The organism is uncultured Tateyamaria sp., assembly GCF_947494755.1.
In the GTDB taxonomy this organism is placed as follows: Bacteria; Pseudomonadota; Alphaproteobacteria; order Rhodobacterales; family Rhodobacteraceae; genus Tateyamaria.
Genome location: NZ_CANLVZ010000008.1, coordinates 24986 through 48372, shown reverse-complemented (window position 1 = coordinate 48372; position 23387 = coordinate 24986). Strand labels below are relative to the sequence as shown.

23 protein-coding genes are annotated in these 23387 nt (G+C 61.0%); 12 read left to right on the top strand and 11 right to left on the bottom strand.

Features of this window, described 5'->3' with window-relative positions:
* Positions 1-9: 9 nt before the first annotated feature.
* The 5 genes from Q0908_RS11465 to Q0908_RS11445 form a co-directional block, all read right to left on the bottom strand.
* Positions 10-1152 (bottom strand): saccharopine dehydrogenase C-terminal domain-containing protein, encoded by a 1143-nt coding sequence (locus tag Q0908_RS11465; RefSeq protein WP_299284118.1) that lies wholly within the window; start codon positions 1150-1152, stop codon positions 10-12.
* Positions 1153-1226: 74 nt separating this feature from the next.
* Positions 1227-2282 (bottom strand): saccharopine dehydrogenase, encoded by a 1056-nt coding sequence (locus tag Q0908_RS11460; RefSeq protein WP_299284116.1) that lies wholly within the window; start codon positions 2280-2282, stop codon positions 1227-1229.
* Positions 2279-2890 carry a glutathione S-transferase family protein gene (locus tag Q0908_RS11455; protein WP_299284114.1) on the bottom strand — a complete coding sequence of 204 codons (612 nt, stop codon included), beginning with the start codon at positions 2888-2890 and terminating at the stop codon, positions 2279-2281. The genes Q0908_RS11460 and Q0908_RS11455 overlap by 4 nt, the downstream gene beginning before the upstream one ends.
* A 12-nt stretch (positions 2891-2902) precedes the next feature.
* Complete coding sequence (locus Q0908_RS11450; protein ID WP_299284112.1) at positions 2903-3556, bottom strand: histidine phosphatase family protein; 654 nt, start codon at positions 3554-3556, stop codon at positions 2903-2905.
* Between the two features lie 99 nt (positions 3557-3655).
* Positions 3656-4699 carry an AbrB family transcriptional regulator gene (locus Q0908_RS11445; protein WP_299284110.1) on the bottom strand — a complete coding sequence of 348 codons (1044 nt, stop codon included), beginning with the start codon at positions 4697-4699 and terminating at the stop codon, positions 3656-3658.
* A gap of 150 nt (positions 4700-4849) precedes the next feature.
* Between Q0908_RS11445 and fdhF the strand changes: the two genes are divergently transcribed.
* Positions 4850-7615: a formate dehydrogenase subunit alpha gene (gene fdhF / locus Q0908_RS11440; protein ID WP_299284108.1), complete on the top strand. Its 2766-nt coding sequence runs from the start codon at positions 4850-4852 to the stop codon at positions 7613-7615.
* Positions 7616-7721: 106 nt separating this feature from the next.
* On the top strand, positions 7722-8909 hold the full coding sequence (locus Q0908_RS11435) for a hydantoinase/carbamoylase family amidase (RefSeq protein WP_299284106.1): 1188 nt from the start codon (positions 7722-7724) through the stop codon (positions 8907-8909).
* Here the strand turns inward: Q0908_RS11435 and Q0908_RS11430 are convergent.
* Genes Q0908_RS11430 through Q0908_RS11415 form a run of 4 tightly spaced genes read right to left on the bottom strand, consistent with a single transcriptional unit; the run spans position 8900 to position 12544 of the window.
* A complete protein-coding gene (locus Q0908_RS11430) occupies positions 8900-9622 on the bottom strand; it encodes a hypothetical protein (RefSeq protein WP_299284104.1) in 723 nt (240 codons plus the stop codon). The two genes, Q0908_RS11435 and Q0908_RS11430, sit on opposite strands and share 10 nt — an antisense overlap.
* A 53-nt stretch (positions 9623-9675) precedes the next feature.
* Positions 9676-9921: a WGR domain-containing protein gene (locus tag Q0908_RS11425; protein WP_299284102.1), complete on the bottom strand. Its 246-nt coding sequence runs from the start codon at positions 9919-9921 to the stop codon at positions 9676-9678.
* Between the two features lie 26 nt (positions 9922-9947).
* Positions 9948-10649: a response regulator transcription factor gene (locus Q0908_RS11420; RefSeq protein WP_299284101.1), complete on the bottom strand. Its 702-nt coding sequence runs from the start codon at positions 10647-10649 to the stop codon at positions 9948-9950.
* Entirely contained in the window at positions 10646-12544 is a 1899-nt protein-coding gene (locus Q0908_RS11415) for a PAS-domain containing protein (RefSeq protein ID WP_299284100.1), read from the bottom strand. Before Q0908_RS11415 ends, Q0908_RS11420 begins: the two co-directional genes overlap by 4 nt.
* A 202-nt stretch (positions 12545-12746) precedes the next feature.
* Between Q0908_RS11415 and Q0908_RS11410 the strand changes: the two genes are divergently transcribed.
* Complete coding sequence (locus Q0908_RS11410; protein WP_299284467.1) at positions 12747-14702, top strand: AMP-binding protein; 1956 nt, start codon at positions 12747-12749, stop codon at positions 14700-14702.
* A gap of 131 nt (positions 14703-14833) precedes the next feature.
* Here Q0908_RS11410 and Q0908_RS11405 read toward each other — a convergent pair whose 3' ends face one another.
* A complete protein-coding gene (locus tag Q0908_RS11405; protein WP_299284099.1) occupies positions 14834-15001 on the bottom strand; it encodes a hypothetical protein in 168 nt (55 codons plus the stop codon).
* 85 nt (positions 15002-15086) lie between these two features.
* Between Q0908_RS11405 and Q0908_RS11400 the strand changes: the two genes are divergently transcribed.
* The 4 genes from Q0908_RS11400 (at position 15087) to Q0908_RS11385 (ending at position 17982) form a co-directional block, all read left to right on the top strand.
* A complete protein-coding gene (locus Q0908_RS11400; protein ID WP_299284097.1) occupies positions 15087-15905 on the top strand; it encodes an ABC transporter ATP-binding protein in 819 nt (272 codons plus the stop codon).
* On the top strand, positions 15898-16341 hold the full coding sequence (locus Q0908_RS11395) for a hypothetical protein (protein WP_299284095.1): 444 nt from the start codon (positions 15898-15900) through the stop codon (positions 16339-16341). The genes Q0908_RS11400 and Q0908_RS11395 overlap by 8 nt, the downstream gene beginning before the upstream one ends.
* 82 nt (positions 16342-16423) lie before the next feature.
* A complete protein-coding gene (locus Q0908_RS11390; protein ID WP_299284094.1) occupies positions 16424-16918 on the top strand; it encodes a hypothetical protein in 495 nt (164 codons plus the stop codon).
* Between the two features lie 32 nt (positions 16919-16950).
* Positions 16951-17982, top strand: coding sequence for a branched-chain amino acid ABC transporter permease (locus Q0908_RS11385; RefSeq protein WP_299284093.1), 1032 nt, complete (start codon positions 16951-16953; stop codon positions 17980-17982).
* A gap of 24 nt (positions 17983-18006) precedes the next feature.
* Here Q0908_RS11385 and Q0908_RS11380 read toward each other — a convergent pair whose 3' ends face one another.
* Positions 18007-18339 carry an SHOCT domain-containing protein gene (locus tag Q0908_RS11380; RefSeq protein ID WP_299284090.1) on the bottom strand — a complete coding sequence of 111 codons (333 nt, stop codon included), beginning with the start codon at positions 18337-18339 and terminating at the stop codon, positions 18007-18009.
* A 192-nt stretch (positions 18340-18531) separates the two neighbouring features.
* Here Q0908_RS11380 and Q0908_RS11375 point away from each other — a divergent pair, with 192 nt between their 5' ends.
* From Q0908_RS11375 to Q0908_RS11355, 5 genes are all read left to right on the top strand, one after another.
* Complete coding sequence (locus Q0908_RS11375) at positions 18532-19608, top strand: branched-chain amino acid ABC transporter permease (protein ID WP_299284088.1); 1077 nt, start codon at positions 18532-18534, stop codon at positions 19606-19608.
* Between the two features lie 80 nt (positions 19609-19688).
* Positions 19689-20966: an ABC transporter substrate-binding protein gene (locus Q0908_RS11370; protein WP_299284086.1), complete on the top strand. Its 1278-nt coding sequence runs from the start codon at positions 19689-19691 to the stop codon at positions 20964-20966.
* Positions 20967-21040: 74 nt separating this feature from the next.
* Positions 21041-21865 carry an ABC transporter ATP-binding protein gene (locus tag Q0908_RS11365; protein ID WP_299151648.1) on the top strand — a complete coding sequence of 275 codons (825 nt, stop codon included), beginning with the start codon at positions 21041-21043 and terminating at the stop codon, positions 21863-21865.
* Entirely contained in the window at positions 21853-22155 is a 303-nt protein-coding gene (locus tag Q0908_RS11360; RefSeq protein ID WP_299284084.1) for a hypothetical protein, read from the top strand. The genes Q0908_RS11365 and Q0908_RS11360 overlap by 13 nt, the downstream gene beginning before the upstream one ends.
* Positions 22156-22158: 3 nt before the next feature.
* Positions 22159-23364 (top strand): phenylacetate--CoA ligase family protein, encoded by a 1206-nt coding sequence (locus Q0908_RS11355; protein ID WP_299284082.1) that lies wholly within the window; start codon positions 22159-22161, stop codon positions 23362-23364.
* Positions 23365-23387 lie beyond the last annotated feature (23 nt).

Here is a 23387-nt window from a genome sequence, read left to right as displayed (position 1 = left end):
ACCTCCGCCTTACGACTTGCCCGTCATATGGTCGACAATGTTGAGGTGCTGCGCAAGCCGGTCGATTTCGTCCATCCAGTTCACCACCATCTGCAGATCATTCGGCGCGGCGTGAACGCCCGGTTTCACCGCCCCCGCTTGGGCCGCCTGAACCGCTAGCGAGACGGGGATCGATACCAGTCGCGCCATCGCCGTGCCCCGCGCGTCACCCCATGCATCCATGGCGTAGGTCTGGTGCCAAGCGGTGCCCGTGTCGTTTTCCGCTTTCAGATCCACACACATAATCACCCGGTCCGGTTCGTCCGGGCCATAGCTGTTTTCGGCCAGCAGCGCGTCCGACATTTCCTGAAGGCGTTCATCTGTCGGATTTGCTTCGATCTCGGTAAACACGTCCTGCCAAGCATCTGCCCATCCATTCAGCCGCAAGGTGCCGCGTACAAACTCCTTCACCTGCCATTTGGAATCAAAATTATATTCGGCCATAAAGGGCAGGCTGTTGCGGTTCGGATAGACCTCGAAGGTTTCGGGCGTCGGGAGCGGCGCATCATAGCTCGAGACCGCATCCCAGGGCCGGGCCACGTCGAATTCCTGCCCGGCCCGGATGGATTTGGACGGCGAGCGCAGTGCTTTGAGCACGCCGACGGGGGCCCAGCTGAATTTGTAGCGGAACGGGTTGGCGTGTTTGGGCACGCCACCGCAATAGGAGGTAAAGCTGACCGTGTTTGCATCGTCATAAGCATCGGAGGCGCGATAGGTCGCGACCAAATGGTGCGCCATGAGGTGATCAATGCCTGGGTCCAGCCCGACTTCGTTCATCAGCACCACGCCCGCCTCTTTGGCCGCCATGTCGAGCGCGCGCATTTCAGGCGCGATATAGCTGGATGAGACGAAGTGGGCACCCGCCCCTATCGCAGCTTTGGCCAGTGGCACGTGCCAATCGCCGGGCAACATGGACACTACGGTATCCCCTTGGCTCAAGGTGTCGCTGAGTGCGTTGAGGTCAAAGGGCCGTATGTCGGTCGTGTAACTGCCAATGGCCTCTTGCGCCTTGGATACTGTGCGGTTCCAGACTGTCACCGGATAGCCGAGTTCGATCAGTCGTTTCAGGCCGGGAATGGCGGAAAGTCCGGTGCCGCACCAGTGGATCGTCATTAGTCGGTGTCCTTTGTCTTGGGAGCGGACTGGGGCGCCGCCCCAGACCCCGCGGCATTTAGGTCAAAAGAAGATTAGAGCGCGCGGATTGCGGCGTCGAATGTGGACTTGGCGCGGCTCCAGACGTTTGGGCCATTTGTGCCGAGTGACAGGAGGCTGGGCAGCAGTTGGTCGGCGTAGTCTTCGGAGGATTCAACGGGCAGCATGGAGGGCAGGTTGTCGATGGCCGTCACGTCAAGCGGGGGTGTGTCGCGGACGCGCAGCGCGGGAGCCTCCCATGTTGTCGTGCGGTCATAGACCTTGATGGGGGAGAAGTCGCTGTCAGGATCGCAGGCGATATCGCCGATGACGGTGAGTTTACGTGTCTTGTGGGGTGTGTCGGCGGGAATGAACACCGGTGTGCCGGGGCGCGCGAGGATGCAGTTGAAAAAGATGTCGTGCCTCAGGATTTCAGGGAAGGGGCCGCCACTGGCGGTTTCAGCCATGTCCCATTTTGTTGTTGCGACCCCCATCACGGTGCAAAGATCACCTGCGCCAGTGCCGACCCGCCCCAATGCGCCGATGATCAATGCGGTGGGCCGGTGTGTGCCCGTGTCCACGAGGTCCGATTGCAGGTCCGCGAGCAGGTGGTTGGAGCTGGGATAGGGCCCGACGGGTCCCGCGATCTGCCCCTTTTGCTGGGCGATCCAACACTTCAGGGCGACGGCGGCCCCCGCATAGCCCGCCCAGTACCCGAAGGCCGCAACGCGTTTGCCATCCGTGTCCACCAGATATTCAAGGTCGAAAAGCGTGCCGCCCCCCGCCTTGAACCGTTCCAGCAGTACTTTGCCCGTAGGCTGCCCTTTGAAGGCGTGCCCGAACATGATGTGGTTGTGGGGCAGCGCCGTGCCGTCATCGGACAGTTCCTTGAGCCCGAAAATGATCGCGTCCTGCGGTGCGGAAGGCCATGTGTTTTGCGCCGCTATGGACGCCCCTGCGGCCTTGTACCGGTCAGTGGGAATGCAGCGCGTATCGCTGTCCTCGACCGTGACCTTGATCCCGGCGGCGATCAGTTTGACCGTCCCTTGTGGCGTCAGTCCCACCCGCGTTTCGTTCTCACGTTGTTCGGCGCGCACCCAAAGATGCGTCATCGCATCATGCCTTTGGCACGGATCGCTTTGACGCTTGGTCGTTCCTCCATCGCGTCCATGAAGGTGCGGATGCGCGGGAAGGGGGCCAGTTCGACGCCATCACCGGGCAGCCATGTGCAGACCATGAACAGATAGGCGTCCGCAATGCAGAGCGTGTCCCCGAGGACGTAGGGGCCCGCGAGGCACTCGTTTTCGACATATTGGGCAGAAGCGGTCATCGTTTCGGGCACCTTGGCTGTCATGTCCTTGTGGCTCGCTTCGGCATCTGCCCATCGGTGTCCGCGCATCTTGTGGGCGTGGTTCACGTGCATGGTTGAGGCGAGGTAATACGTGACGCTGCGCGCCCGAGCAGCCTTGATCGGATCGGTCGGCATCAGGCCCGGGGACAGTGCCGCGATATAGTCAAGAATCGCGCCGGTTTCGGTCAGCACGGTCCCTTCGGTTTCGAGCGCGGGCACCCGCCCTTTGGGATTGATCACGCTGTACTCGGACGACTGCTGATCGCCTTTGGCGAAGTCGAGTTGGCGGGTGTCGTAGTCCAGCCCTGCTTCTTCCAGTGCGATGGCGACGGCGATCGAGATCGTGCCGGGGGCGAAATGCAGTTTCATGGATGGTCCTTTTCAGACATGGGTTTGGGCGTGGTGCCTGTCGGGCATCTCAAGGTGGGGCACGGCGTTGAACATGACCGGGGCCCAAGTGCCCCCAATGGGATAAAACCGGTGGACCGACGTGTTCATGATCGCCAGTGCCACATTGGCCATCGCCTTGATCGACAAATCAAGATGCTGGCGCATCGCCATCGAGATTAGCCCGCCCGAGGTGACGACAAGTGCGGGGCCGCTGCCTGCACCAATCTCCGCAAGGGCGTCGCGGACGCGGGTTTCGAAGGCGTCGAACGTCTCTGGTGCGCCTTCAAGGATGCCATCCGCCCAGGCGGCAAAGACGCGCGGCAGGTGTGCGGTGAAATGGGCCTGTTCTGTGGGTATGGCGACCCCATGTTCGGTCTCAAGTGCTGTGGCCAGCGTAAAGTATTCCAACTCGTTCAGGCGTGGGTCTTCGGTTGCGGTGAGCCCTGTGTTCATGCCTTGGGCTGTTTCGCGGTGTCTGCGCAACGTGCCCGTATAGAGCCGCGCGTGATGTTGGTTGGTGGCTGTCAGGTGCGCCCCAAGCCATTGGGCCTGCTGGTGACCGAGGGGGCTGAGTTGATCATAACTCGCTTCATCTTTGGCCTGGCTGTTGGCCTGACCGTGCCGGATAAGAGTGATGTGGGACATGGGTGCCTTTGGCTGGTGTTTGGTGTGTTTTAGGCCAGTGGCGCGCGGGTGGGAAGGCTGGGTGCCTCCGGCGGGCATATTTGCCGGAACAATGAAGAGTCAGGGGCGGTGTATGCGGCCCACGAAGGCGGGCAATAGGATTGTGAGGAACAGCAGCCGCGCGACATGGCAGGCCGCGACAAAGCCCGGGTTTGCGCCGAGGACGATGCCCATTGCGATCATGGTTTCGAGGCCACCGGGCGCGAAGGCGACCAGCACATGGGTGGGTGTGAACCCGAGCGCGTAGGCGACTGGAAGGGCGGTGAGCAGGGTCATGACGACTGTGAGCGTCGTGACGATCAGCCCAGCCCCAAGCGACTGCATCAGGCTGGCGCGCGTGATCCCGTTGAACCGCGCGCCAATCAGGGTGCCCACGGCCATCAGCCCCGCATAGCCGAGCCACGGGTGCATGACTCCGGGCGTGATTTCTGTTGCGTGCCCGAGGCTTGAGGCGAGCATGCCCCCGATCAGCAGCGGTGCGGGCAGACCGATCCGGTCGAGCAGATAGCCGATAATGAGACCACTCAGCAGAAGGATGCCGAGGTGTGCCCAGGCCAGCGCCGCGCCTGTCGGCATGACTGGCCCCGAAAGGTCGATTCCAAAGGCCACTGCCAGTGCCGGAACCGTCAGTGTCAGCGCAAGAAGCCGCACCGATTGGATGACGATGATCCGTGTGCTGTCGAGGTTCAGTCCCATGGCCAGGCTGACCACAAAGCTGAGGTGCCCGGGTGCGGCGGCAAGGTATGCGCTGCGCCGGTCCATATCAAAGCCGCGTTGCAGCAGTTGTGCGCAGAGCCAAAGCGTCGCCCACAGCATCACCCCGAGCGCGGCAAACGCGAGAGGCCAGCGCAGCATCGCTTGAGTGGCGGACGCATCAACGCCGCTGCCGATGCTGACCCCGACCAACAGGAACACCAGGTTGCGGATCGTGTCGTCGATGCCTGTGCGCACCCCCGCGACCGCTGCGAGACAGACCAGAACCGCAGGCCCCGTCAACACCGCGATCGGCGCATTTATCGCTTCGGCCAGGGCCGCGCCGAGTGCGCCGATGATCAGGGTCTGGCCAGTGATCCGCAGCGCGGTCAGAGAGGGGCGGGCAAGCATGCCCCATGGCTAGTCCATGTTGCACGAGCGGCGCAATGGTTGCGCATCGGAAACGGAGGGGACGCAAAATCGGGTCCGCGTGTCGGGAATGGGAGTCCTTTTGTGCCCCATGCCGGGCTAGAACGGAGCAGATTTGCAGGGAGATGTGCGATGACAGGCAAGGTGACCTTCACGCTGGACGGGGCCGAAGTCGAGGCCCGGGCCGGGATGACCATCTGGGAAGTGGCCAATGGCCGCGGTCTTGTGATCCCGCATCTGTGCCACAAGCCTGCGCCGGGCTATCGCCCTGACGGGAACTGCCGCGCCTGCATGGTCGAGATCGAGGGCGAGCGGGTCCTGGCCGCCTCGTGCATCCGCGAACCTGCCGAGGGTATGGTTGTCACCACGAACTCTGCCCGCGCCGAGAGTGCGCGCAAGATGGTGGTCGAGATGCTGGTGGCCGATCAGCCCGAGCGCGATGTGGCGCATGACAAGTCTGCCCATCTGTGGGACATGGCCGAGGCGAACGGCGTGTCTGAAAGCCGCTTTCCCAAGCTGGAGGAGGGCCGTATTCCGCTGCTTGATGACAGCCATGTGGCGATGTCGGTGAATCTGGATGCCTGTATTCAATGCGGGCTGTGCGTGCGCGCCTGCCGCGAGGTCCAGGTCAACGACGTGATCGGGATGTCGGGGCGCGGCCATAACAGTTATCCGACCTTCGACATGGCCGACCCAATGGGCGACAGCACCTGCGTGGCCTGCGGCGAATGTGTGCAGGCCTGCCCTACGGGGGCTTTGATGCCTTCGACGGTGGTCGATGACGCACAGGTCGGGGACAGCGCGGATTTTGATTCCGAGGTCGAAAGCATCTGCCCATTCTGCGGTGTGGGCTGTCAGATCTCGCTGAAGGTGAAGGACGGCAAGGTCAAGTACGTCGATGGCATCAACGGCCCCGCGAACGAGGGGCGGCTTTGCGTCAAGGGACGTTTTGGGTTCGACTATATCCATCACGATCACCGCCTGACCAAACCGCTGATCCGCCGCGAAGACGCCCCTGCAAAGGGGTTGAATGTGGACCCCGGCAACTGGTCGGATGTGTTCCGCGAAGCGACGTGGGACGAGGCGCTTGATTTCGCTGCCAAGGGCCTGAAGGGGCGCGGGCGCGAGGTGGCGGGCTTTGGATCGGCCAAATGCACCAACGAGGAAGCCTACCTGTTCCAGAAGATGATCCGGCAGGGCTTTGGTCACAACAATGTTGACCACTGCACGCGACTGTGTCACGCCAGTTCGGTGGCGGCGCTGATAGAGAATGTCGGGTCGGGTGCCGTTACCGCGACCTTCAACGAGATCGAGAATGCCGATGTGGCGATTGCCATTGGCTGCAACCCGATTGAAAACCACCCCGTTGCGGCGACGTATTTCAAGCAGTTCACCAAGCGCGGTGGCAAGCTGATCGTGATGGATCCGCGCGGGCAGGCGCTCAAGCGGTTCTCGTCCCACATGCTGCAATTCCGCCCCGGTGCGGATGTGAGCATGCTGAACGCGATCATGCACACCATCGTCGAAGAGGGTCTGTATGATCAGCAATATATCGACGCCTATACCGAGAATTGGGAGGCCGAAAAGGCACACCTGAAAGGCTTCAGCCCCGAAAAGATGGCCGAGATCTGCGGGATCGAGGCCGAAGTGCTGCGCGATGTGGCCCGCACCTTTGCGGGTGCCAAGTCGGCGATGATTTTCTGGGGCATGGGGGTCAGTCAGCACATTCACGGCACGGACAATTCGCGGTGCCTGATCTCGCTGGCGCTGATGTGTGGGCAAGTGGGCCGTCCGGGGGCAGGTCTGCACCCGCTGCGTGGTCAGAACAACGTGCAGGGCGCCTCGGATGCGGGCCTGATCCCGATGTTCCTGCCGGATTATCAGACGGTGACGGATGACGGTGTGCGCTCGGCCTTTACAGATGCGTGGGGGTCGGGGGACTTTTCGAATGAAAAGGGCCTGACCGTGACCGAGATCATGGACGAGGTGCATGCAGGGTCGATCAAGGCGATGTATGTACTGGGCGAGAACCCGGCCATGTCGGACCCGGATGTCGAACATGCGCGCGCGGCCTTGGCCAAGCTTGATCACCTCGTGGTGCAGGACATTTTTATCACCGAGACGGCGAACTATGCGGATGTGATCCTGCCCGCCTCTGCCTTTGCCGAGAAATCAGGCACGGTGACCAACACCAACCGGCAGGTTCAGATGGGCCGCCCCGCCGTGCCGCCCCCGGGTGAGGCGCGCGAGGATTGGTCGATCGAGATGGAACTGGCCAAACGGTTGGGCCTCGGCTGGGACTACGCCAGCCCGGCGGATGTGTTTGCCGAGATGAAGCTGAACATGAAGTCGCTGAGTAACATCACCTGGGATCGGCTGGAGGCGCAGAATGCGGTGACCTATCCGTCGCTGACCCCTGATGATCCGGGCCAGCCGATTGTCTTTGGTGACGGTTTTCCGCGCCCCGAGGGGCGGGCGCGGTTTACGCCCGCAGCTGTGATTGCGCCGGACGATGTGCCGGATGCGGATTATCCGATGATCCTGACCACGGGGCGTCAGTTGGAGCACTGGCACACGGGGTCGATGACCCGCCGTTCCTCCGTTCTGGATGCGGTCGAGCCTGAGGCAAATTGTTCGTTGCACCCGTCGACCCTGCGCAAACTGGGTGTTGTTCCGGGTGGGTTGGTGCGGTTGACCACCAAGCGCGGCTCGATCGAGATCATGGCCCGTGAGGACCGCGCGGTCGCGCCGGATATGGTGTTCCTGCCCTTTGCGTTTGTGGAGGCGGCGGCGAATATTCTGACCAACCCGGCGGTTGATCCCTATGGTAAAATCCCCGAGTTCAAGTTTTCGGCCGTACGGGTCGAGGCCGGAACAGAGGCTGTCGCTGCTGAGTGATCTTGCGGAATGCCCTGACGGGCATGCGCGATCTATTTTTGGCTGATGAGGGGCTTTGCCCCTCAAACTCCCCACGGTATTTTGGGTCAAAAGAAGGGGTAGGCCTGTGCTGAATGTTGAGCGGTTTTTGGCGGATCTGCACAGGCTGCGGACGTTCGGGGCGCAGGGCCGTGGTGTGGTGCGCCCTGCCTATTCGCCCCCCGACATCGAGGCCCGCGATTGGTTGGCGCAGCAAATGCTTGCTGCGGGTTTGACACCTCGCTTTGATAACATGGGCAATCTGTTTGGGCTGGCGGAGGGGTCGTCGCTGTTGCTCGGCTCGCATTCTGACACTCAGCCGACGGGTGGGTGGCTTGATGGCGCTTTGGGCGTGATTGCAGCACTGGAGGTGGCGCGCGCGGCGCGGGAGGCGGGTGGTCCGGCAATATCGGTGGTGTCTTTTCAGGATGAAGAGGGCCGGTTTGGGGTCACAACCGGGTCGGCCGTTTGGTCGGGCGGGCTGTCCTTGGCTGAGGCGGATATGTTGCGTGATCACGAAGGGGTGCTGTTGTCTGATGCGCGTAGCGTGTTGAGAGATCGCGTTGGTCCAGATGTCGATCCTGCACAGTTCACTGGGTTCATTGAGTTGCATATCGAGCAAGGTCCGACGCTGGACGCAGCCGGTGGACAGATTGGCGTTGTGTCCGACATCGTCGGCATTCGTGACCGTGTCATCACATTGCACGGTCAGCAGAACCATGCGGGCACCACCCCGATGGCGCTGCGACGGGATGCGTTTCAGGGGTTGTCTGCGTTCAACACCGTTTTGAATGATCGGCTGCGCAACGTTGTCACCCCACAGACGGTGTGGACCGTTGGGCATGTGTCGATCTCGCCCAATGCGTCGTCTATCGTGCCCGGGGAGGTGCGGTTTTCCATGCAGTGGCGTGACGGGGACTTAGCGCGCCTTGATCGGATGCAGGGCGTGATTGAGGCTGTCTTGGACGAGGTTGCGCAGGATATGGGGCTGGAGGTTGAGCTGGGGCCGCTATTGGGGCTGGATCCGGTTGTTATGGACCCGGCCTTGCGCGCGCGCCTCGAAGCGGGGGCCGAGGCGGTCGCACCCGGCAAGTGGTGCATCATGCCGTCAGGTGCCTTGCATGATGCGACCAATGTGGTCCGGTCTATGCCTGTGGCGATGTTGTTTGTCCCGTCGATCAACGGGATCAGTCACGCCTTTGAAGAAGACACACACGAGGCCGATTTGGTGGCAGGCTTGCGCGTTCTGGCCCATGCCGCAGGGGTTCAGGGGTAGCGGCCATGGCGCAACAGGTGGGTGCCAAGGGTCAGCCGTTCAAAGACCCACGCACCAGTGCTGAGGGCCAGCCAGATCAAGATGACCCCGATCACCCAAAGCGCGATTTGCAAAATCCCGGCCACGCTTGCGGCGAGATCGCGACGTGCATCTGACAACGCCTGTGCGCGCGCACGGAACTCGTGGGCCTGATTGCGGAAACTCTCGGCCAACGGTTTGAGCTTGTTCACCTCGCTCAGCGTCTCATCAACCGCATCGCCAATTTTCTGAAACTCGCGGCGGGGCACTTCGAAGGATTTGCGCAGCCCTGCGTTGATCACATCACCGATCCCCTTGAACACATCAATCGAGCCGACACAGGCCGAGATTTTGGTGATCTTGCAATTGTTGAACCGGGGTATCGGGATGTTCAGCCTGGGAATGGAAATTTCGAAGTTGCTGAGCGGTTCCACCAGATTTTGGACTGATTGCGCCGCATCGGCGGCATTGGTCTGGACCAGTTTGGCGGTCGCATCGACCGTGCGCGCGGCTTCTTGTGCGTGTCTGGCAAGCTGGCGGGCGTCATTGATCAACTGCGTGACGGGTGGTTCGAGTTCGGCCTTGAGTGTGGCATAGAGCGTGTTCAGAAACAGCCCGAGCCCGAGGATTAACACGAACGGCAGGACTGTATTGATGATCAGGGCAAGCCCTTTGAAGCGGAGAGAGTAAGACATGAAAATCCCTTTGGGGGCAAATGCCTTAGCTTAGGCCGCATCGGTAGTGTGGGTTAGTCTGGAATACCGTGCCCTCGGGCCCGCGCGTAACCGCGGCGCAGCGCCCGTTTGCGATAGCGGTCGGCGGCGTGAGAAGCAGCACGCAAATCGCCGTGGCAGGACACCCGGCGATTGGGTTGTCCGCCACTCAGGCCCCATTCCACGATCACCGATGCCTCGGCAAAGAGGTTCATCGCAATCTCGACCCTGTAAAACCAGAGCCGTGTGCGACCGGGGCGATAAAGGAGTGCTTCGACCATAGCGTGAAAGTGCCATGCGCGCGCGCTTACGTCCAGCGCACATCGCCAAGAAAGATGTAACCTGCGCCATAGATTGTCTTGATCAGTCGGGGGTTTTTGGGGTCTTCCCTTAGCTTGGTGCGCAGCCGTGAAATGCGGACATCCATGGCCCGATCAAAACTGTCACCGGCCCCGCCCCCAAGGCTTTCCTGCATCTGGGCGCGGCTGATCAGCCGCTTGGGTGCATCCAGAAACAGGCGCAGCACTTCGCCTTCTGCATGGGAAAAGGGTGTGTTCTGGCCTGCCTCATCTGTCAGGGTGTAGCTGTCAAATGAGGCGGTCCAACCGTTGAAGACCGCAACCCGCCCTTTGCTTTTGGCCCCTTTGGGGCTGCGCAGGCGGACTCGGATGCGCGCCACGACCTCGGCCGGATCAAAGGGTTTGATGATGTAGTCGTCCGCCCCCAACTCGAGCCCCGTGATCTTGTCCTGCACCTGCGCGCGCCCGGAAATGATGATGACCGTGGCGCCCTGTTCCAGCGCGAGCCGGTGGACAAGGGCCAGACCATCGGTGTCGGGCAAGCCGAGATCGACAAGGCACACATCGGGTTTGTGGGTATTCAGCGCGGCCTCAAATGCGGCAGCGCGCGAAAAGGACAGCGTGCGAAAGCCGGCCTCTTGCAAGGCGTCCGACAGGATCGTGCGAATGGCCGGTTCGTCGTCAAGGATGGTGACAAGCGGGGCCGTCATGCCGCGACCTGTGTGCGCAGCAGTGCCAACAGGTCGCGCGCTTCGAATGGTTTGTTGAGGACGGGTGCGGCTTGGGTTGCGGCGCGAAACAAGGGGTCCTGCGACGTGAGCGATGTCATCAGGATTACAGGCACCGTGCCGGTCAATTGGACTGCCAGATCGACGCCCGTGCGGCTGCCATTGCCAAGGTTCACATCCGACAAGACCAGCGCGATGTCGGGCAGGTCAGCCGTCAGCGCGATGGCCTCGTCCACCCCGGCGGCTTCGATCACCGAGTGGCCCAAGTCGATCAGCATATCGCGGTAGTGTTCGCGCAAGGCCGCGTCGTCTTCGACCAGCAGGACCAGACCGCCCGAGACGTCCGGCGCGTGGCGCAGGGGCAGCCGCAGGCGGACATGTGCGCCCGCTGCTCCGTTGCCCAGCTTCAGATCGCCGCCCGCCCGCTTGGTCATGTCATAGACCATCGGCAAGCCAAGACCGGACCCCTCGGCCCCCTTGGTCGTAAAGAACGGATCACAGCCATGTTCAAGTGCATCCGTGGAAAACCCGGGTCCGCTGTCGGTGACGGTAAATTCGAGCCATGTGTCATGCACTGCCTGCGCGGCCAGCGTGATCTGCCCGCGCGTGCCACAGGCATCGCGGGCGTTCAGGATCAGGTTGAGCAGGCTGTCCTGCACCATGCCTGGGTCTAGCAGATAGGCCCCCGACAGCGCCCCCGGAGAGACGATCAGTGTCAGGCCATCGGGCAAGGTCGACCGCGCCAGCATCTGCACATCGCCAAGCAAAGTCTGGATGTCGGTCGCAGCTGGTCGCATGGCCCGTCCGGCGGTCATATCTGCAATGGCGTTCAGCAACGCGCCGCCGCGCCGTGTGGCGGCAAGCGTGCCGTCGATCATCTCGGTCGCGGCCTCCGGCAGGTCAGGCAGGCGGCCCAGCTTGGATTGCAGCCCCAGAATGATGGTCAGCAGGTTGGAAAAATCATGCGCCAACCCGGACGTCATCTGTGCGGCAAGGGTGCGCCGCCGGGTCTGTTGCAGGGCAACGCGGGCTTGGGTTTCTTCGGTGATGTCCATCGACATTATATAGGCCCCGCCCGTCCCATCTGGCGTGAATGACCCGCGGATGCGCCGCGCGCTGGCGTTATCGGTGAACTCGAATACGGATGCTTCGCCCTGATAGGCGCTGGTCAGTGCAGGGGCGATACGGCCATAGGCAAAGTCGCCCAAGGCGTCAGCGATGGTCATGCCAACAATATCCGAAGGGCGCCCCGGCATCACCGCGTTCAGCTTGCGGTTGGAAAAGGTATAGCGCCCGTTTGCATCGACATGGGCCAGATGCGCGGGCATCATTTCGGTGGTCAGACGCGTGTGGGCTTCGGTGCGGGTCAGTTGGCGCTTGGCCTCTTCGAGGGCGGTGACCGTTGCGGCAAGCTGGCGGTTGGTTGCACTCAGCGCTTCTGCGTGATCAAGCACCTGCTGGCCAAGGTCCGAAGCGTGGGCGCGCAACAGCGCCTCTTGAGCCTTGGTCTGCGAGATGTCGGTGTAGACAGTGACCCAACCGCCTTGGGGCAGCGGCGATCCTTCGACGCTGATGGTGCGCCCGTTGGCGCGGGTGCGCTCCATGTAATGTGCTTCGAAATTGCGGGCCTGATCCACGCGTTCCTGCACGAAGGTTTCGATGTCGTCGATGGGTCCATATTCGCCGCGCACCGCCAGATGGGTGATCGTCTCGCGAAAGGAGGCACCCGGCGTGACCAGCGCATCCGGCAGGTCAAACATCTGCTGAAAGGGCGCGTTGCACACGGCCAGCCGCAGATCGTGGTCATAGATCGTCATGCCCTGGGCAATCAGGTTCAGGCCGGAGGCGGTCAGCGAAGGTGTGGTGTGCGGCTGCATGATCCATGGCTAGCACCCAGATGTGCGACCGCACAACGGCCCAAGTGGCGCTGTTACAATTCGTAAGGTTTGGGAAAACATCAGGAAAAAGTTGACCTTCAGCCTCAGCGCAGCATCCTTATGGGGACAAAGAATCGTCGTAGCGATCATGCGTGACCCGAAAAGGGCGCGCGCGGGAGGATATAAGTTGGTTGAGACGCCCATGGGCGTAGGGGGCCTTGTGTCGATCCCTGCGCTTTTGCACCGCAATGCGACAGAATTCGGCAGTGCTCCGGCCTACCGTGAAAAAGAGTTTGGGATCTGGCAAAGCTGGACTTGGGCTGAAACCCGTGAAGAGATCGAGGCGCTCGCGCTTGGGCTGATGGATCTTGGCCTCGCCGAGGGAGATTTCGTCGCCGTGATCGGTCGCAACCGTCCTCACCTTTACTGGTCAATGATGGCCGCGCAAATGTGCGGCGCGATCCCCGTTCCGCTCTATCAGGACGCGGCCGCCGAAGAGATGGCCTATACCCTCGGCCACTGCGGCGCACGGTTTGTGATCGCGGGCGACCAGGAGCAGGTCGACAAGGTGATCGAAGTGCAGGGCGACTTGCCCGATTTCGAACAGATCATCTATCTCGATCCGCGCGGTCTGCGCAAATACGACCATGCCAAGCTGCACCAATACTTCCACGTCCAAGAGGCGGGCCGCGCCAAGCGCGATGAATTGTCTCCCGAAATGGCGCGCCGGATCGCCAAGCTGGACTACGACAGCACCTGCGTGATGCTCTATACCTCCGGGACGACGGGCAAGCCCAAGGGTGTCGTGCTATCCAACCGCAATGTGATCGAGACCAGCAAATCTTCGTCGGAGTTCGACGATCTGCGCCAGTCAGATGACATTCTGGCCTATTTGCCGATGGCCTGGGTCGGGGACTTCATATTCTCCGTCGGTCAGGCGTTGTGGACGGGGTTCTGCACGAACTGCCCCGAAAGTGCCGAAACCATGCACATGAACCTGCGCGAGATCGGCCCGACCTACTATTTCGCCCCGCCGCGTGTGTTCGAAAACCAACTGACAAACGTGATGATCCGAATGGAGGATGCGAGCCGGCTCAAGCAGCGCATGTTCCATTATTTCATGGGGCACGCACGCAAGGTCGGCCCCGCCATTCTGGATGGCAAGTCGGTTGGGCTGATGGACCGGCTGAAATATGCGCTTGGCGAGTTGATGGTTTATGGGCCGCTAAAAAACACACTCGGGTTTTCCCGCGTGCGCGTGGGCTATACCGCCGGTGAGGCGATTGGCCCGGAAATTTTCGATTTCTATCGTTCGATGGGGATTAACCTGAAACAGCTATACGGCCAGACGGAGGCGACCGTCTTCATCACCGCCCAACCCGATGGCGAGGTGCGTTCGGACACGGTGGGTGTAAAATGCCCCGGTGTGGAGTTGAAGATCGCTGAGAATGGCGAGGTGTTCTATCGCTCGCCCGGCGTGTTCGTTGAATATTACAAGAACGCGGAAAGTACCGCTGACACCAAGGATCCCGAAGGCTGGGTCGCGACGGGCGATGCGGGGTTTATCGAGGCCGACACCGGGCACCTGCGTATCATCGACCGGGCCAAGGATGTGGGCCAGATGGCGTCAGGTGCTCTGTTCGCCCCGAAATATGTCGAGAACAAGCTGAAGTTCTTTCCCAACATTCTTGAGGCGGTCGTCTTTGGGAATGGGCGCGAGGAATGCACCGCCTTCATCAATATCGATCTGACGGCGGTGGGGAACTGGGCCGAGCGCAACAATATCGGCTACGCGTCATATCAGGAATTGGCGCAGCATCCGCAGGTGTTGTCCACAATCACGGCCCATGTGGAAGAGGTGAACGCCTCCGTCGCCGAGGACGAGATGTTGTCGAGTTGTCAGGTCCATCGTTTTGTCGTGCTACACAAGCAGCTGGACGCGGATGATGGGGAGCTGACGCGGACCCAAAAGGTGCGCCGTCGCATCATCGAGGAAAAGTACGGGGATATCATCGCCGCGCTTTACGACGGGTCGTCCGAGATTTCGACGACCACCGAAGTAACATATGAGGATGGTCGCAAGGGGTCGATTTCGGCGACACTGATCATTTGCGATGCCACGGTGGTGCCGGTGCAGACCAAAATGGCGGCGGAATGATGATGGATCGACGCTCGGCTGCGCCATCGCCCCGCCCACCATCCCATGAGGTGTTCGCGGCTTGGACATCGCGATCTGGCCGACCCTCTTTAAGTGTCCGTTCGGTGACGGGTGAGCGGCTGGTTCGTGCCCTAGTCGGCGTCGAAGACGTTGCGCACCGCGCAGCGCAGGCGATTGTCGCCGGTGAAGGCCCCAATCGAATTGCGCATCGTGATCCGGGTTTGTCGCGCGCTCAACCCTTTGCGTCGACATTCAAACGCGAGTTTCAACAAGTAGCGGCGTTCAAGTGCGTCAAACATCTTTGGCCCTCCTGCATGGCGTGGTTCAAAGGTGCGCAGAAAAGAGTTAATTTCACGCCAACAGCGCGCGCGACGGAGGTGATCCATGCTTGATCAGGCCGAAGGATACACCACTACGGACGGTCGCAAGATCGGTGGCGTGGTGATGGAGATGAAGAACATCACGCTGCGGTTCGGCGGTGTCGAGGCGATCAAGGACATCTCGTTTGATATCCGAGAGGGTGAAATTCGCGCGATCATCGGCCCGAACGGCGCCGGAAAATCCTCGATGCTGAACGTCATTTCCGGCTTCTATGTGCCTCAGGAGGGTGAGGTGTACTACAAAGGAGCGCCGCGCCCGCCGATGAAACCCTATCAGGTCGCCCGCCAGGGCATCGCACGCACATTCCAAAACATCGCCCTGTTTGAGGGCATGAGCGTTCTGGACAACGTGATGACCGGGCGTCTGACCCATATGAAGACTGGGTTGTTCGCGCAGGGTTTCTGGAAGGGCAAAGCCGAGGCCGAAGAGACCGCAAACCGGGAAGTGGCCGAAAAGATCATCGATTTTCTTGAGATTCAGGCCATTCGCAAAACGCCCGTTTCGCGCCTGCCCTATGGCTTGAAGAAGCGGGTGGAGCTGGCCCGTGCGTTGGCGGCGGAGCCGTCCCTGTTGTTGCTGGATGAGCCGATGGCGGGCATGAACGTTGAGGAAAAAGAGGACATGAGCCGGTTTATCCTCGATGTGAACGATGAATTCGGCACCACGATTGCGTTGATCGAACATGACATGGGTGTGGTCATGGATCTGAGCGACCGGGTGGTCGTCATGGATTACGGCAAGAAGATCGGTGATGGAACGCCGGACGAGGTGCGAGGCAATCAGGCGGTTATCGATGCTTATCTGGGTGTCGCGCATGATTAGGCTGGGCCTCTCAGTCGTGGCTTTGGCTCTTGCCGGTGGCGCGCAGGCGGGCACCGCGTGGGAGATGTTCGTGACCCGCTGTCTTGATCCGTTCGAGCATCAGGGCGTGGCCATCGTGGATGGTTTGACCGCGCAACCGATTGACCAGATGCACGAGGCGCGCCGCGCTTTTGGTCCGTCCGCGGATGGGCATGTGCTGGTCGTGGACAACGCCCCGTCGGTGGGTGAGCGCGCGTGCGGCGTGGAGGCGGCTGCCGCTGATCCGTCAGAGGCTGAATTGGCTTGGCGCTACGCGCAATTATCGGCCGGGCGGTATGCGCCGGAGGGCGATTGGTTGGTCAGCAATGAATGGATCGAGCCGCGTATCATGATGCGTTCGGACATATCGGGTGCGCGCGCCTCCTACTGGATCGTGGAGACGGATCTTGAGAGTTAGAACGCTTGCCATATGTGCGGTCCTTTGGGCGGGTCCTGCGGTTGCGGAGGAACCTCCGATTTGTGACCCGGCCCAGCCTGGGATGGCCGGGTTGTGCGATGTGATCGAAACGCGCTGCCTGCCCTATCTGGAAGATCCCGCGAGCTTGTCGCCACGCGACATCATGGCCGTGCCGCGCACCTTCCGCCGCTATTTCGAAAGCACGCTCAATTCCTATGTGCTGGGCTATCAGGAAACGGACCTGGACCGCACGCTGGTGGTCTTCATGTACGACGAACCGGCTTGCGAGATCATCAGCCACGGGCTGAGTTATTCGGAATTGCTGGTCGCGTTCGAGGCATGGCGTGCGGGGGCGGGGGCGCGTTTCGTGTCCACCACCGGGTTCGAGCCGGTGAGCCGGGTCACGATGGATCGCGCCTATGCGGCCGCCTTTCTCGCCGCACCGCGCCGGGATGGCCGGGTGACCGAAGTCACGCTGAACTGGAACCTCACATTCGAAGGGCTGACCCGCTTGCGCGTCAGTTATCAGCCGTTGCGCGATCATACGGCGGATCTGATGGGGGTTGCGGCGAAATGAGCGTGCGTTTTTTGAGATCGGAAAGGTAGGTTATGCCAGACCAGTTGATTTATGCCATGGAGGTCCTTCTGAACGGGCTGATGGCCGGGGTGATGTACGCCCTCGTGGCCCTCGGGTTCGTTCTGATTTTCAAGGCGTCGGGCATCTTCAATTTTGCCCAAGGGGTGATGGCCCTGTTCGCCGCGATGACCCTTGTGGGCATTCAGACCGGGCAGGTGCCGTTCTATCATCTGATCAATGCGGTCTTTGGCACCAACATCCACTATTTCGGTTGGGAGCTGCATTCGATCATCGCAATCGTATTGACCGTGCTGGTGATGATCGCGCTGGCTTGGGCCGTGCAGCGGTTCATTTTCAGTAAGCTGGTGGGGCAGGAACCGATTATCCTGTTCATGGCGACGATTGGGCTTGCCTATCTGCTGGAAGGCGTTGCTGACTTGATGTGGGGGTCCGAGATCAAGAAGCTGGATGTGTGTCTGGCCGAAGGGACCTGCCTGCCGCAGGGCATCAATCTTGCCATTGATGAGGCCACTTTCAACATTTTCGGCTACGGGTTCTTCATCGACAATCTGGACATCACCGCGACGATTATCGCGATCATTCTGGTCGCCGTGCTGGTGTTGTTCAGCCAGTACACCAAACAGGGCCGCGCGATGCGGGCTGTGGCGGATGACCATCAGGCGGCGCTGTCGGTGGGCGTCTCGCTGAACTACATCTGGATTTTGGTGTGGTCGGTCGCGGGGTTCGTGGCACTTGTGGCGGGCATCATGTGGGGTGCGAAATCGGGCGTGCAGTTCTCGCTGTCACTGATCGCGCTCAAGGCGTTGCCGGTATTGATGCTGGGCGGCTTCACCTCAATCCCTGGTGCGATTGTCGGCGGTTTGATCATCGGCGTCGGCGAAAAGCTGTTCGAGTTCTTCATGTCATCGAGTGAGCTGGCGGGTGCGCTGTTCGGCTTTACCATGAACGCGACGGAAAACTGGTTTGCCTATGTGCTGGCGCTGATTTTCCTCGTCTTCCGCCCGCAAGGCCTGTTCGGGGAGAAGATCATTGAGCGTGTGTGACCACAGCTACAGCACGGGCGATGCCTATCCGTCGAGTTGGCGGAACAGCATGACGGTGAAGGCGGCGAGCACAGTGATCGCCAGCGTGGCGGACAGCATGATGTCGCCTGTCAAAAGCAGGGTCGCTCCGGCGCAAATCGTCAGGATCAAAGCGCATAGCAGCAGCATTTGCCCGAGGCCGGACCGTTTGGTCGGCTGCGGTGCTGGTTCGGCCCTTGGCACGACGGGGGCAGGCGCATCCGCGTCTGGCACCGCATCGATCAGGTCGGCCTTGGCGGCTGCCAGATCGACAGCCGAGATTTCACCCCGCGCATGCGCGGCGTCAAGACGGCGTATGCCGTCCAGAATCGCAGTCATTGGACCCACTCCATTTTCCCACACCCAATCTGCCACAGGGCTTGGCGGTAAATGTGGCGAAACTGCGAAAGCTGGGGTCTTGGTTAAGAGCGCGGAAGGGGGCCAGCCCCCCATTGTGTCTGCGGCCCAACGTCCCCCGCGGTATTTTTGGTCAAAAGAAACGCAAGTCGGATCAACTGGAGGAGCGCGCTGATGCTGTATCGTGAGGCCGGGGATTTTTCGACGACCTATCCGCAGGATAGCCAGACGTTTCCGATCAGGTTTGATCGGTATCGCTACTACGTGGTGCTGGCGGTGGCGGTGTTGGTGCTGCCCTTCGTGATGACGGACTATCTGGTCAACTCGATCTTTCTGCCCTTCCTTATCTATGCCATTGCCGCAATCGGGTTGAACATCCTAACCGGGTATTGCGGGCAGGTGAGCCTTGGCACCGGCGGCTTTATGGCTGTGGGCGCCTATGCCTGTTACAAGCTGATGACCGCCTTTCCGGATGTGAACATCTTTTTCCATGTGATTTTGGCGGGCGGGATCACCGCGCTGGTCGGCACCGCCTTTGGGTTGCCGAGCTTGCGGATCAAGGGGTTCTATCTGGCCGTGGCGACGCTGGCGGCGCAGTTCTTCCTCGTGTGGCTCTTCAACAAGGTGGCGTGGTTTTACAACTATTCAGCTTCAGGCCAGATCAACGCGCCTGAACGGTCCGTGTTCGGGATTGAAGTCACAGGGCCCAACACCGAAGCCTGGGCGACCTATCTGTTCTGTCTGGTTTTCACGGTGGCCGCGGCGATCATCGCGCGCAACCTGACCCGTGGATCGGTGGGCCGCCAGTGGATGGCGATCCGCGACATGGACATCGCTGCCGAAATCATCGGGGTCAACCCCCTGAAGGCCAAGCTGACGGCCTTCGCGGTGTCGTCGTTCTTTGTCGGGGTGTCGGGTGCGCTGTTCTTTGCGGTCTACCTCGGCGCGGTCGAGGTGGGCGAGGTTTTTGGCATCACCAAGTCATTCCTCGTGCTGTTCATGATCATCATCGGCGGCTTGGGGTCGATCTTTGGCGCCTTTGCGGGCGCGGCGTTCCTTGTGGTGCTGCCGGTCTTGCTCAAGGTCGTGGGAGTGGATCTGCTGGGCTGGCCCACAGATATCGTGGCCCACTTTCAGCTTGTGATCGTCGGCGGCCTGATCATCGTGTTCTTGATCCTGGAACCGCATGGGCTGGCGCAGTTGTGGCGCGTGGCCAAGGAGAAGTTGAGATTGTGGCCGTTCCCCCACTGACGGGAGGCGGCAAAATGCAGGATGGGCAGTGTTGCCCGGCTTGCGACATCGGACAAAACCAAAAGGGAGGAAATATACCGATGAAGATGAAACTAGGAACTATGGCCGTTGCAGGCCTGATGGCAGCAAGCCCGGTGATGGCGGACCTTGTGTTCCCGTCACTCAGCTATCGCACCGGTCCCTATGCGGCGGGTGGCATTCCGTTCGCGGATGGCTATGCGGACTACTTCACGCTGCTGAACGAACGCGATGGCGGCATCGGTGGCATCGAGACTCGCGTGCTGGAATGCGAGACCGGCTACAACACGGAAAAGGGTGTCGAATGTTATGAGGCGACCAAGGGCGAGGGCTCGCTGGTCTATCAACCCCTCTCGACCGGCATCACTTATCAACTGATTCCCAAGGCCACTGCGGACGGCATTCCGATGCACACCATGGGGTATGGCCGCACCTCGGCCGCCAATGGCGAAGTGTTCAGCCACACGTTCAACTACCCCGCCAACTATTGGAACGGGGCGTCTGGTGCCATCAACTATCTGATGAGCCAAGGCGACATCGCGGGCAAGAAAATCGCGCTCGTCTATCACAACTCTGCTTATGGTAAGGAGCCGATCCGCACGCTGGAAGAACTGAGCAAAAAGCACGGGTTTGAGCTAATGCTGGTGGCCGTGGATCACCCCGGTCAGGAACAGAAATCGCAGTGGCTGCAAATCCGTCGTGAGCGTCCTGACAATGTCATCATGTATGGCTGGGGCGTGATGAACCAGGTTGCGGTGCAGGAAGCGGCCAACATCCGCTATCCGATGGAAAACTTCATCGGCATCTGGTGGTCCGGTTCGGAAAACGACGTGCTGCCTGCGGGCGATGCGGCCGATGGCTACAAGGCGCTGACGTTCCACGGCGTGGGCAGCGACTTCCCAGTGTTTGACGACATCCAGAAGTATGTTGTCGACGCGGGCAAAGCCGCCGGGTCCGGTGATCAGATCGGCACGGTGCTCTATAACCGTGGGCTTTATGCCGCAATGCTGGCGGCTGAGGCTGCCAAAACCGCGCAGGAAATTCACGGCACCGCGGACATCACCCCTGCTATGATGCGTGACGGGATGGAAGCGCTCGAGATCACCGAAGCCAAGATGACCGAACTTGGTCTGCCCGGCTTTGGCCCCGAGTTCAACGTCTCGTGCGAGAATCACGGTGGGCCTGGCCTTGTCGGCATGACCCAGTGGGATGCATCGGCGGGCACATGGTCGCTGGTCTCGGACTTCTCGGAATCCGATATGGAGGTGATCCAGCCGCTGATCGAGGAAGACAGTGCCGCCTATGCCGACGAGAGCGGGATCGAGGCGTCCTGTAACTGAACCATATCCCCCGGCGGCGCGTGTCGTTGCCGGGGGATCTTGCATATTTTTGGAACAATGAAGGGCAAGGCGCCATGCTTGATGCCGAGGTGAAGGCCGAGACCGTTCTTGAGGTCAACAATATCGAGGTGATCTACAATCACGTGATCCTCGTGCTCAAGGGCGTGAGCCTCAAGGTGCCCAAAGGTGGCATAACGGCCTTGCTTGGCGGCAATGGTGCGGGCAAGACGACGACCCTCAAGGCGATCTCTGGGCTGCTCGCCTCCGAACGTGGCGAGGTGACCAAGGGCTCGATCCTTTATCACGGCGAGAACACCGCTGAGGCTGATCCCGCCGATCTGGTCAAACGTGGCGTTGTGCAGGTCATGGAAGGCCGGCACTGTTTCGAACACCTCACCATCGAAGAGAACCTGATGACCGGTGCCTATACGCGGCGTGACGGCAAGGGGGCGGTCGCCGCTGATCTCGAGATGGTTTATGACTATTTTCCCCGGTTGCGTGAGCGGCGTAAATCGCAGGCTGGCTACACCTCGGGGGGCGAGCAGCAGATGTGCGCCATTGGCCGCGCATTGATGTCCCGTCCGGAGACGATCCTGCTGGATGAACCGAGCATGGGCCTTGCTCCGCAACTGGTCGAACAGATTTTCGAGATCGTGAAGTCAGTGAACGAGAACGAGGGCGTGACGTTCTTGCTGGCTGAGCAGAACACCAACGTCGCGCTGCGGTTCGCCCATTACGGCTATATCCTGGAATCGGGTCGGGTGGTCATGGATGGCCCCGCCGCCGAGTTGCGCGAGAACCCGGACGTCAAGGAATTCTATCTCGGCATGTCCGACGAGGGGCGCAAATCCTTTCGTGACGTCCGCAGCTACCGGCGGCGCAAGCGTTGGCTGAGCTGATGGAGAAGGTCGCCTGTCGCACCCCCGCCGAAGGACGCACCGGGGTCACAAATATTCCGGTCTGGAAGTTTGACGCGGTGCGCGCGGCGATCCTGGATGCGCTTAGAGCCGGTGCGATGCGCTACAGCGATCTGAAGGACGCGGTGGACGCGCGGCTCGATCTCGATACCAAGGCGAAGCTGGGAAAGCTCGGCTGGCACGTGGTCACCGTCAAGCTTGAGATGGAAGTTCGTGGCGAGATCGAGCGGCTCGGCGTGAAGGGTCCGCAACAGATCAGAGCAGTGGGATAGAGGATGCTGAACAAGGTATATTTCGACGATCTGGAAACCCGGAGTGCGGATGCCCGTGCCGCCGATCAGCTGTCGGCGGTAAATGCGCAGATTGCGCGCGTCGCCGCAGCAACGAACAGCTGCCTGCCGGATGTGGGCACGCTAAAATCCCTCGACGATCTGCGACACTTGCCGGTGTTGCGCAAATCCGAACTGGCGAAGTGGCAGGCCGACGTGCCGCCCTTTGGTGGTCTGCCAGTGACGAATGCAGCCCATATTTTCCAGTCTCCGGGACCGATCTATGAACCCGGCGGCATCAGCGATGACTGGTGGCGCATGGGCCGGTTCCTGCATGCGGTCGGCATCGGTGCCGACGACATCGTGCAGAACTGCTTTGGCTATCACCTGACGCCTGCTGGCATGATCTTTGAATCCGGCGCGCGGGCCGTGGGGGCCGCTGTTTTGCCCGCCGGGACCGGCCAGACCGAGCTGCAGGTGACGGCGGCGCGCGACATCGGTACGACGGCCTATGCGGGCACGCCCGACTACCTCAAGGTGATCCTCGACAAGGCCGATGAGATGGGCATCTCCCTGCGCATCAAGAAGGCGGCGGTGGGTGGCGGGGCCTTGTTCCCGAGCTTGCGCGACTTCTACACTGATCGCGGCATCACCTGCATGCAGTCCTATGCGACCGCAGATCTGGGCAATATCGCCTATGAATCCGATGCGCTCGAAGGGATGATCGTGGACGAAGGGGTCGTCGTCGAAATCGTGACGCCCGGGACCGGAAACCCCGTCGCAGCCGGAGAGGTGGGCGAGGTCGTTGTGACATCGCTGAACCCCGATTATCCGCTGATCCGCTTTGCCACGGGGGACATGAGCGCGATCATGGCTGGCACAAGCCCCTGCGGGCGCACCAACATGCGCATCAAGGGCTGGATGGGCCGCGCCGACCAGACGACCAAGATCAAGGGCATGTTCGTGCGCCCCGAACAGGTCGCCGCCCTCGTCGCCAAACACCCTGAGGTGACACGCGCCCGCGTGATCGCGAAACGGGAGGGCGAACAGGATACGATGACCGTCCAACTCGAAAGCCCTGCGACGGACACCGCTCCTTATGAGCAAAGCGTGATGGACACGCTCAAGCTCAAGGGAACGCTGGAACTCAAAGCGATTGATGCGCTGCCCAAAGACGGCCTGGTCATCGAAGATCAACGCAGCTACGACTAGGCACCATCCCATCTTCTTCCTTT